The sequence below is a fragment of the Hydrogenoanaerobacterium saccharovorans genome (assembly GCF_016901815.1).
Lineage (GTDB): Bacteria > Bacillota > Clostridia > Oscillospirales > Ruminococcaceae > Avimicrobium > Avimicrobium caecorum.
The window spans coordinates 1-9,956 of record NZ_JACSNR010000015.1 but is presented as its reverse complement, the minus strand read 5'-3'; the positions used below and the strand labels follow the sequence as shown (position 1 = coordinate 9,956).

General features: G+C 58.1%; 10 protein-coding genes and 1 tRNA gene. 5 read left to right on the top strand and 6 right to left on the bottom strand.

The features are described from left to right. Positions 1–372 precede the first annotated feature (372 nt). The 6 genes from H9X81_RS11330 to H9X81_RS11305 all read right to left on the bottom strand — a co-directional run bounded on the left by H9X81_RS11330 (position 373) and on the right by H9X81_RS11305 (position 5,322). Positions 373–666 (bottom strand): hypothetical protein, encoded by a 294-nt coding sequence (locus H9X81_RS11330; RefSeq protein ID WP_204722119.1) that lies wholly within the window; start codon positions 664–666, stop codon positions 373–375. 37 nt (positions 667–703) lie between these two features. Beyond that, positions 704–1,867, bottom strand: coding sequence for a UDP-galactopyranose mutase (gene glf / locus H9X81_RS11325; RefSeq protein ID WP_204722117.1), 1,164 nt, complete (start codon positions 1,865–1,867; stop codon positions 704–706). A gap of 22 nt (positions 1,868–1,889) precedes the next feature. Continuing rightward, a complete protein-coding gene (locus tag H9X81_RS11320) occupies positions 1,890–2,903 on the bottom strand; it encodes a glycosyltransferase family 2 protein (protein WP_204722115.1) in 1,014 nt (337 codons plus the stop codon). 160 nt (positions 2,904–3,063) lie between these two features. Then, entirely contained in the window at positions 3,064–3,840 is a 777-nt protein-coding gene (locus H9X81_RS11315; protein WP_204722113.1) for an EFR1 family ferrodoxin, read from the bottom strand. A gap of 142 nt (positions 3,841–3,982) precedes the next feature. Next, on the bottom strand, positions 3,983–4,498 hold the full coding sequence (locus H9X81_RS11310; RefSeq protein ID WP_204722111.1) for an AAA family ATPase: 516 nt from the start codon (positions 4,496–4,498) through the stop codon (positions 3,983–3,985). Next, entirely contained in the window at positions 4,495–5,322 is an 828-nt protein-coding gene (locus tag H9X81_RS11305) for an endonuclease/exonuclease/phosphatase family protein (RefSeq protein ID WP_204722109.1), read from the bottom strand. Before H9X81_RS11305 ends, H9X81_RS11310 begins: the two co-directional genes overlap by 4 nt. Positions 5,323–5,510: 188 nt before the next feature. Here H9X81_RS11305 and H9X81_RS11300 point away from each other — a divergent pair, with 188 nt between their 5' ends. From H9X81_RS11300 to H9X81_RS11280, 5 genes are all read left to right on the top strand, one after another. Beyond that, complete coding sequence (locus H9X81_RS11300) at positions 5,511–5,990, top strand: RrF2 family transcriptional regulator (RefSeq protein WP_204722107.1); 480 nt, start codon at positions 5,511–5,513, stop codon at positions 5,988–5,990. Between the two features lie 142 nt (positions 5,991–6,132). Then, on the top strand, positions 6,133–7,509 hold the full coding sequence (locus H9X81_RS11295) for a transglutaminase-like domain-containing protein (protein ID WP_243424169.1): 1,377 nt from the start codon (positions 6,133–6,135) through the stop codon (positions 7,507–7,509). A gap of 170 nt (positions 7,510–7,679) precedes the next feature. Next, positions 7,680–9,266, top strand: a complete 1,587-nt coding sequence (locus H9X81_RS11290) for an amidohydrolase (protein WP_204722105.1) — start codon at positions 7,680–7,682, stop codon at positions 9,264–9,266. 192 nt (positions 9,267–9,458) lie between these two features. Beyond that, positions 9,459–9,671 carry a hypothetical protein gene (locus tag H9X81_RS11285; protein WP_191391831.1) on the top strand — a complete coding sequence of 71 codons (213 nt, stop codon included), beginning with the start codon at positions 9,459–9,461 and terminating at the stop codon, positions 9,669–9,671. 184 nt (positions 9,672–9,855) lie between these two features. Then, positions 9,856–9,931: transfer RNA gene (locus tag H9X81_RS11280), tRNA-Val, on the top strand. The last annotated feature ends 25 nt before the right edge of the window (positions 9,932–9,956 follow it).

The window sequence follows — 9,956 nt, the reverse complement described above, 5'->3', positions numbered from 1 at the left end:
TCCTATGCGTGGCTGGCAGGCCAACAAAAAGCGCACTTGTGCGTTGCCTGTAGTATTAGGGCTATGCCCGAAACGGAAATACCCCCCGCTTTGCGGGGGGATATTTATTATGCCCGGCACTGCTTTGGGAACTCTGCTTGGGGAAGCTGATATGCCGTACCAGCTGGGAAGCGCCCGCAGCGCGGCGAACGGGAACCTCCCCTGCCCAGTGGAACAGAGTGTGCAGCCGGAGCAGGGAAGCGCCCGCATCGGCCCTGCCCCGCCATAAAATCAGCGGGCCACTATGGATGGGGGAGCAGGCACTGCATACCGCCCCGCAAAATAAAAACAGACAACCCGTGCAAAGGGCTGTCTGCTGAATGCGGGGAAATATCAGGCGTGGAGCTCCAGAAAGGTGGCGGTCAGGCCTTCAAAGAGCGCCTCATTGATCGAGAGCCGCAGGAGCTGATCTCCCTGGGCGGCGAAGTAGGTCGTTCCCTTGTCGGTCACAAGCTGGAAGAGTGCCTCCAGGCCATGACCGTCAATCTGGAACAGGTACCCGAACCGGCAGGTGGTTCCGGCGAGGTTCTCATAGTCGGTGCCCTCGGCGAGCATCTGCAGGGCAGCAGAGGCCAGGTGCTCCTTCAGCGCCTTGTTTTCCATTTCATTGTGTTCTGTGGGTTTCATGGGCTTCCTCCCGGGAATGCAGCCTGTGTAAGGCTTTTTACTTTACAAGCTCAGCGCTCAAGCGCAGGGCTGCGTCCACAGCGGCATCCATGTTGTAGTAGCGGTATTCTGCCAGCCGTCCGCAGAAGTAGAGGTTCCCATAGCGGGCAAATTCCTCCCGGTACCGCTGGTACAGGGCATGGCTCTCCTCCGAGTCAATGGGATAGTAGGCCTCCATGCCGGTATTCGGCTGGTACTTGGCAGGATATTCCCGCAGGATCACCGTCCGTCCGGGCATGGCCTGTCCGGTGAGCTTCTTGAACTCGGTGATGCGGGTGAAGTCCTCCTCGTTGGGGTAGTTCACCACGCTGGCAGGCTGGAAGCTGTCGGTTTCCAGAGTTTCAAAGTCCAGGCGCAGCGACCGGTAGGGCAGGGCACCCAGACGGCAGTCCAGCAGCTCATCGGGGGCGCCGGTGTAGATCACCGGGCCGGTAAATGTCTCGCCGTCCAGCAGGATTCTGCCGTCCTCGGTGAGGGTCAGCCGGGAGCGGGCGTCAGTGTCCAGCTCCACTGTGATGTTCTCATGGTCGAGCATCGCCTCAAAGAGCGGGGTAAAGCCCTGTTCCGGCATCATCTGGATGGGGTCGCGGAAGTAGCGGTCATCATAGCCCAGCACCACCGGTACCCGGTTGATGACCGAGGTGTCCACCTGTTCCACCGGCATGCCCCACTGCTTGGCGGTGTAATGGACAAATACATTTTCAAAGACAAATTCACCCAGCCGGGCGATGTCCGGGTCGGGGTTGTGTACCAGATCCAGCACCGATACCCGGTCCTGTCCGGGATAGGCAGCGGTGAGCTTTTCCCGGAGCATAGCCGCTTCCTCCGAGGGGAAGAGCTCCTCCATGGAGCGGAAGTTGAAGGGGATGGGCACATATTTTCCCTTGATCCGTCCCAGCACCCGGTGTTCATAGGGAACCCAGCGGGTGAACCGGGAGAGGTATTCAAACACCTTCTGATTGCCGGTGTGGAAGATATGCGGCCCATAGAGATGGGTCAGGACCCCATCCCGGGGATAGTCGTACATATTGCCGCCGATCTGGGCACGGTGTTCCAGGATCTTGACCTGGTATCCGTGGTCAGCCAGTTCCCGGGCGGTGACAGCGCCGGCAAAGCCAGCTCCGACCACCACTGCCTGGCGTGCAGCAGGGGAGTTCTGCATAGCTGGGTAACCTCCTTCGGGTTTACTGGAATTTCACAACTTTTTTGGCAAGGCGATAGCCAGCCAGCGAGAGCCGGTTGCCGAGCTTGGAGGGCAGGTAGGTGAATCCGCCCACCGAAAGGCGCATCCGGCGGTAGAGAGCCGGGTCCTTCTGTTCCAGATAGCGCCACATGGCACGGCGCTTCTTCATGGCGAGGGAATCGCCGATCATCAGCAGATGGATGGAGGAGACTGCCAGCATGATGGAGAGGAACCGTTCCAGGTACCGTTCCAGCTTGCGGCTCTTCACAGTGGAGAGATCCACGCAGTCCATGATGATCTTGGTGACCTTGAGCTGCTGGTCGATGCGCTTCATCATGACGCTTTCATTGACCGACTGGCCCTCCCGGCCGATGAAGTAGTGATAGAGGTCCAGATCCAGATAGCACAGCTTTTCCACATAGGGAAGGGGCTGATAGGCGACGATATTGTCCACATAGAAGGTGTGCTTGGGAAGCTTGAGACCGCTCTTGCGCAGCACTTCGGTGCGGTAGATCAGCGCATGCATGATCATGTACTGGGACGGATCAAAGAAGCCCATATCGTCCCAGGTGCAGATCTCGCCGGAACGGAAGGCCGAACGGAACTTGACAGTGTGGCGGGAATTCTCATAGAGATGGTCATAGATGTAGTTGCAGACCACCAGATCCACCTGTTCGCCGCGGTTGTCCCAGTATTCCAGATAATCCAGCAGACGGCGCAGGGCCCGGGTATCCAGCCAGTCGTCCGAATCCACCACCTTGAAGTATTTGCCGGTGGCATTGCGCAGTCCCTGGTTCACGCCTTCGCCGTGACCCGAGTTGGGCTGATGCACCACCTTGATGATGTCCGGATACTTTTCGTGATACCGGTCTGCGATCTCGGCAGTGCGGTCACTGGAACCATCGTCCACCAGTACGATCTCCACCCGGTTTCCACCGGTGAGCAGTGTTTCAACGCAGCGGTCCATATAGCTTTCGGAGTTATAGCAGGGTACCGCAAATGTAATGTACTTCATATTGTCCTCCCGACTCATTTTCTGAGAGCATTTCTACGAACATTTTATACCACTTTTTGGGCAGATAGCAAGGGAAAATCCATAAAAACCTCGATTTACAGCAAAAAAGCGCCGGAAACCCGACGCTTTTGAAGCAAAGTATCAGAAAAAGGCGCTGTTATTACAGGAAAAATTCCGGCTGACGGGGCTGGGCGCACTTGTGGGCGAAGAGTTTGCTGCCGATGGCAAAGACCGGTCCGCCGAATCCACGGGCATCCACCGGGCAGGCCTTGATGCAGGCGGTGCAGGAGATGCACAGGCTCCGGTCGGTGATCCGGCCGTTTTCCAGCGGGATCGCGCCTGTGGGGCAGACCGATGCGCAGGTGCCGCACTGAATACAGGCCGAAGTCGCGCGGGGGTGCATGGGCACATTGGTCAGCTTGCGGTAGGGATGGTTGCCGGGAATGGGGAATTCCCCCAGATCCTCCGGCCCGGCAGCCAGACGGATCTTCTCAGCAGCCGAGGCGGCAAAGCGGTGGAGCTTTTCGATGTCGGCAGCATCGGGGCGTCCGGCAGCGACCGCCGGGAAGATGGAGTGCTGTGCCACCGCAGCCGCGGCGCCAGCCAGTACAAAGCCCCGGCTTTTGAGCAGGTCAGCCAGTTCCAGCAGGGCGTCCTCGTAATCCCGGTTGCCGTAGACAACCACTGCCAGGGCAGGTGTGTCTGAACCGGTGAACTGGCTCAGCAGCTTGGGACAGAATTCCGGCAGCCGTCCGGCAAAGACCGGCAGGCAGAAAATAACCAGCTCATCCGCACCGAATCTGCGGGTGACCGAAGGGTCATGCAGCAGATCTGCGTCATCCACCGGCAGACCGAAGCTCTCACTCAGGGCTTCGGCGGTTTTCCGTGTGGTACCGGAGGGACTGAAATGCACCTGGGTGACCTTTTTGATTTCCATACAAACACCTCATTGATGTAATAGTTCGAATTACGATTCCAAGTATATCAGGAGGCAATGGGGCTGTCAAACCGTGGAAACTGCCGCCTGCAGGATAAACACATTGGTTTTGCATGGAAGTTGGCGATTTGCTCGGCAGAACTCAGGATTCTGCACGATTCCGGACCAGACCGGCAATTTCATCGGCGAGCTGTGCGGGGGAGCGTCCATCGGTGGAGAGGTGCAGGGTGCCCTGTCCGGGATAGAACCGCTGATAGGCAAGGCTCCGTTCCAGGCTGTCCGGGGCGCGCAGACCGGCGGCAATATCCTTCTGTACCCGCCGGGAGAGGGATTCATCGCTGGCATCTAAGGTGATGCGCAGGATTCGGGCCTTCTCATCCAGACCGTCCAGCAGGGCGGCAGCGGTTTCCTCCTGCTGCAGCACCCAGACAAATACCACATAGTCCACTTCGGGGCAGTCGAGGTCCCGCCGGAGCAGCGTCCGGATATTGTCCATCACCAGCGCTTTGGTGGCATTGGTCACCGAAAAGGGGTGCAGATCCCAGCACCAGTCCCCATCGAGGAAGATGCTGGGGGCCAGCCGCCGGCACAACTCCTTTCCCACTGTGGTTTTTCCCACCCCCATGGGGCCGTTGAGCACAATGAGCGTTTTCATCATTCGGCATCTCCTTTCAGCACCAGGTCGGCAATGAGCGGGAAATGGTCCGAGGGATATTCCCCGTCCAGGGAAAAGGTGGAGATCCGTGAGGAGAGGATCTCGAACTCCTCCGAGGCAAAGATATAGTCGATGGGGCTCCTGCCCGCCTTGACCCGCCCGGCAAAGCGGTGATAGGTGTTGGAGCGCACGCCGTCGTATTTTTCATAGGCGTCCTGGAGCCGGAACGGATACTGGTGCAGGTTTTCCCGGAGAATGCGGACACAGCGGCTGTCATAGGAGGCGTTGAGGTCCCCCATGAGCAGTTTGGGCATGGGCTCCCGGAGATCCAGCTCCTGCATATACTGTAAAATGATCCGGGCTGCCAGGTTCCGGGCCGGGCCGGAGATGTGGTCGAAGTGGGTATTGAATACCCGGATGCAGCGTCCCGAATCCCGTAGACGGATCTCCGCCACAGTGCAGATCCGGGGATAGGCAGCCAGCAGTCCCCGGCTGCCGTACTGTTCGGGCCGGTTGGAGAGCCAGAAGGTCTTGCAGTAGCGCAGTTCTGCCCGTTCCAGCCGCACCAGAATATCCGAGTGCTCATCTTCATTGGTATGGCGGGTGCCGTAGTACCGTCCGAAGCCTGCAATGGCATATTCACCGGCGAGCAGTTCTTCCAGATCCCGGCGCATATCCGGCATCAGCTCCTGCACACCGATGAGATCCGCTTTGGAGCGCCGGCAGAGTTCCGCGGCGATCTCCCGGCGCTGGGCCCAGCGGTGGGAACGGAAAAAGGGCAGGTCGCGTTTGAGGTTGAATGTGATCACCCGCAGGGGCGTATCCATAGACAGTCACCTTCCGAAACAGGGATTTCCACTTCAGTATAGCATACCCTGCCGGGAAAGCAAGATTTCCCCGGACGACCGGAAGCCCAGGTGAAAAACATAGTATTTTTATATAGATTGTTCCTTGATGTTGCAGGCACTTTGCGTTATAATACAGAATAGTAAAAGATGGATGGGAGGGAGCTTGTATGCGCATTACGACCAAAAGCAAATATGGAATGCGTATGATTGTGGAGATCGCAGCTCAGCCCGAAGGGAAGGCGGCATCGCTCAAGTCGATTGCCCGGAAAATCAATGCCAGTGAAAAGTATCTGGAACAGATTGTCATTCCGCTGACCAAGGCCGGGTATCTCAAAAGCCTGCGCGGCGCGAACGGCGGGTATGTGATGGGGCGTTCTGCTGAGGAACTCACAGCACACATGGTGATTGCGGCCCTGGAGGGAGAAGCCAGCCAGCGGGCCTGTGTGGGAGAGATCGGCGGCTGTCCCCGGGCGGATACCTGTTCGGTGATCGGCCTGTGGCAGAAGATCAACCAGGCCATTGCCTCGGTGACCGATACTGTGACCATTGCGGATCTGGTACGGGAGCGCCGGGAAAAGTATGCGGCACTGGGTCTGGAGGATTCCCTGGATCGGGTACGGGACGAAAAACCCGCCTGCAACGAGTAATACATCAGAAGAGCTGTCCGGTTTGATACCGGGCAGTTTTCTTTTTTCGGGAAAACTGCTGGCGGACGATTGCGTCCCCACGGTGGATTCTGGTACAATAACATCAGAAAGGCGGCAGCTGCCGCAAAAGGAGTGACCGAATATGATGAAGTATACCGATCTGCTGTTTCTGGGGGCGCCGCTGCCGGAAGATGTGGAGAAGCTCAAATGGCATGGCGATCTGGCCCATGCCGCCCGCCGGATCGACAAGTATCTGGAGGGGGATCTGCCCCAGGCCCAGTGCAGCCGCCTGGAAGCGGAGAAGGAAGTGCTCCGACGCCTGCCCGAAGCCTATACCCTGACCTGGGAAGAGGCTGTCCGCCGGTTTGACGAGGTATTTGAGGACGCTTCCGCCGGGGAGCTGGAAGAGCTGGTGGAGAACGGCGCAGTGGACTGGATCTGGTGTGAAGGGGAGCGCCGCATCATCTATAACTTCGCCGAGAACCTGCTCAAGACCCGTCCGGCTTACTCGGCCCGTGCCAAGGGCGAGTACCAGGACCAGGTCCGGGACAATCAGGCCAATGCCGAGCGTCTGGACCAGGTGATCCATACCATGCAGGAGAAGGGCAGCTCCCGGTGGCGTTTTACCCTCCGGGAGAGCTTCACCCTCAAAAAGGACCGGGAGGACGGCCCCGGGATTGTCCGGGTGCATCTGCCGCTGCCGGTGGAATATGCCCAGGTGGAATCCTTCACCCTGCTGCGCACTTCGGAGGAGCCTGCCTTCATTGCGCCTGCCGCACAGCCCCACCGCACCATCTTCTTCGAACGCCCCATGAAGGCTGGGGAGACCATCGAAGTGGAGTTTAGCTATACCATCCGGGCGGATTATGTCCGGCCCGACCCCTCAAAGGTGCTCAATGAGCAGCCCACCTTCTATACCGAGGAGCAGCTGCCCCATATCGCCCTGACCCCTTACATCCGGGCAGTGGCGGCGGAGATCACCGGCGGCGACAAGAACCCGCTGATCCGGGCCCGGCGCATCTATGACTATATCACCAGCCATCTGATGTATTCCTTTGTGCGTCCCTATATGGCGATCACCGATATTCCCGGCTATGCGGCTTCGGGCTGGAAGGGAGACTGCGGCATCCAGGCGCTGCTCTTTGTCACCCTCTGCCGGGCGGCGGACATTCCGGCCCGCTGGCAGTCGGGACTCTATACCACACCGGTGAATGTGGGCTGCCATGACTGGGCCCAGTTCTATGTGGAGCCCTATGGCTGGCTCTTTGCCGACTGTTCCTTTGGCGGCTCTGCCTGGCGGGCCGGCAGCACCCTGCGCCATGACTTCTACTTCGGCAATCTGGAGCCCTTCCGCATGCCGGCGGCGTCCGATTTCCAGCAGGAGTTCTCGCCTGCCCGGAAGTTTCCCCGGAATGACCCCTACGATAACCAGGTGGGCGAGGCAGAATATGCCGACCGTCCCATGGAGGCCGGGGAATTTGAACTGAAAACGGAGCTTCTCAAGGCTGAGGAGCTGTAAATCCCCGCACAGAACCGGGAGACGGCAGGAAAATCCGTCTCCCGGTTTTTTTAAGATGTGTCCAGATTTTGGGAAAGAGTTTCCTGACTGTTCACAAAATTCTGATTTATCCGCCGATTTTTCTGCTATACTGAATACAGGTGACTTTTTACAGAGAAAGAGGTGTTTGAATGAATCAGACAGTTTATTATAACGGAAAAATCATCACCATGAATGGCGAACAGATTGTGGAAGCCATTCTGGTGGAGGACGGACGCATCCGGGAAGTGGGCAGCAACAACGAGATCCTCAACCGGAAATCCCCTGAGGCAGAGGTCATCAACCTGGAGGGCAAGACCATGCTGCCCGCCTTTATCGACCCGCACAGCCATTTCACCAGTGTGGCTTCCATGCTGGATAAGGTGGATCTCAGCGGCTGCACCAGCATGGAGGAGATCCGCACCCGGCTCAAGGAGTTCCGCAAGGCCAGAAACCTGGCGGACGATGCCTTCCTGGTGGGCACCGGCTATGACCACAACGATCTGCCGGGCTACCGCCATCCCACTGCGGCTGACCTGGACGATCCGGAACTGCCCAATCCCATCATCATTGCCCACGCTTCGGGGCACATGGGCACAGCCAATACCCGCATGCTGGAAAAGCTGGGGATCACCAAGGATACTCCGGACCCCGAAGGCGGCGTCTATGGACGGCTGGCGGACGGCACTCCCAACGGCTATATGGAGGAGAACGCCTTTATCCATGTGGCGGTAGCCATGCCGGTTCCCACTGAGGAGGAAATCGCTGTCACCTATGCCGAAGCCCAGAAGGTCTATGCCAGCCATGGTATTGCCACTGTGCAGGACGGCATGACCTCGGCGGAAAATGCCGTGCGTCTGGAGCGGTTCGGTCAATCGGAGGCATGCTATCTGGACATCGTGGGCTATGCGGATCTCCGCACTGCCACCGGCGCCATCTCGGATGACCCCTATACCTATCATGGACATTACCGCACCGGCGGCTACAAGCTGTTCCTGGATGGTTCGCCCCAGGGCCGGACTGCCTGGATGAGCGAACCCTATCTGGGCGGCGAGCCGGGCTACTGCGGCTATCCCATCTATCAGGACGACCAGGTCTGTGAGCTGATCCGGGTGGCAATCTCCCGGGAAAAGCAGCTGCTGACCCACTGCAACGGCGATGCGGCTTCGGAACAGCTGCTGCGCTGCTATACCAAGGTCAAGGAGGAGCTGGGCAGCACTGCTGAGCTGCGTCCGGTGATGGTGCACTGCCAGACCGTGCGCCCCGATCAGCTGGACCGTATGGCGCCTCTGGGCATGATCGGCAGCTTCTTTGTGGTGCATACCTATTATTGGGGCGATGTGCATATCCGCAACTTCGGCGAGCGCCGGGGCAAGATGATCAGCCCCATGCGTGCCGCCATTGACCGGGGTGTGGTGTACACCATGCACCAGGATACCCCGGTGGTGCCGCCGGATATGCTGCTGACCATCTGGGCGGCAGTGAACCGCATCTCCAAGAATGGCACCGAGATGGGAGCCGATCAGCGCATCAGTGTCTGGGAGGCACTGCGCGGCGTGACCATTAACGCTGCCTATCAGTACTTCGAGGAGAAGGAAAAGGGCAGCATCGAGCCGGGCAAACGGGCCGATCTGGTAATCCTGGACCGGAACCCGTTGGCAGTACCGGCAATGGAACTGAAGAATATCAAGGTGCTGGAAACCATCAAGGACGGCCGGGCGATCTACCGGGCCGAATAAGATTTCAAAGTACCGGCAAAAAGCGGAGGGCTATGAGCTCTCCGCTTTTTTTGATGGGAAAAATGTCGAACCGAAAGAAGTTTTTGCGGAATCTGTCGAAGCCGGTCGAACCATGAACTGCAGTTCATTGCGCTTTTGAAACGGGTGATTTAGGATGCGAAGTAGGGTGTTAAACTGATAAAAAGGGGCTGAATGGGTTTGGAATACATGGTGATTTGTGACCAGCTGGAAGAGGGACGCACTGGCTATGGACTGATGGTATGGGACGGCAAACAGCTGCGGGTGTTCCGGGATCTGTGCGGCAGGGCGGAGCCGGTACTGGATCTGGCCCGGCGGTGCAATCTGGGACGGCTGTGCCCGGAACATTTCCGGGAAGTTGTGGAGGATTTTCTGGCGGCATGGTGAGAACCGGCAGGCCCCGGAATTGGAAAAAGCGTGTAGTGATGCGGTTTCCGGGGACTGGAAAAAGAATATACAATTTCTGATAAAAAATTGAAAAAAGGTGTTGACAGGGAGGGGATAAGCTGATATAATAATCAATGTCGCCGAGAGCGAGAGACAAAAAAGCTCGAAGCGATGCACAAAAGATGGGGGTATAGCTCAGCTGGGAGAGCATCTGCCTTACAAGCAGAGGGTCTCGGGTTCGATCCCTGATGCCCCCACCAAATATGGCCCGGTAGTTCAGTTGGT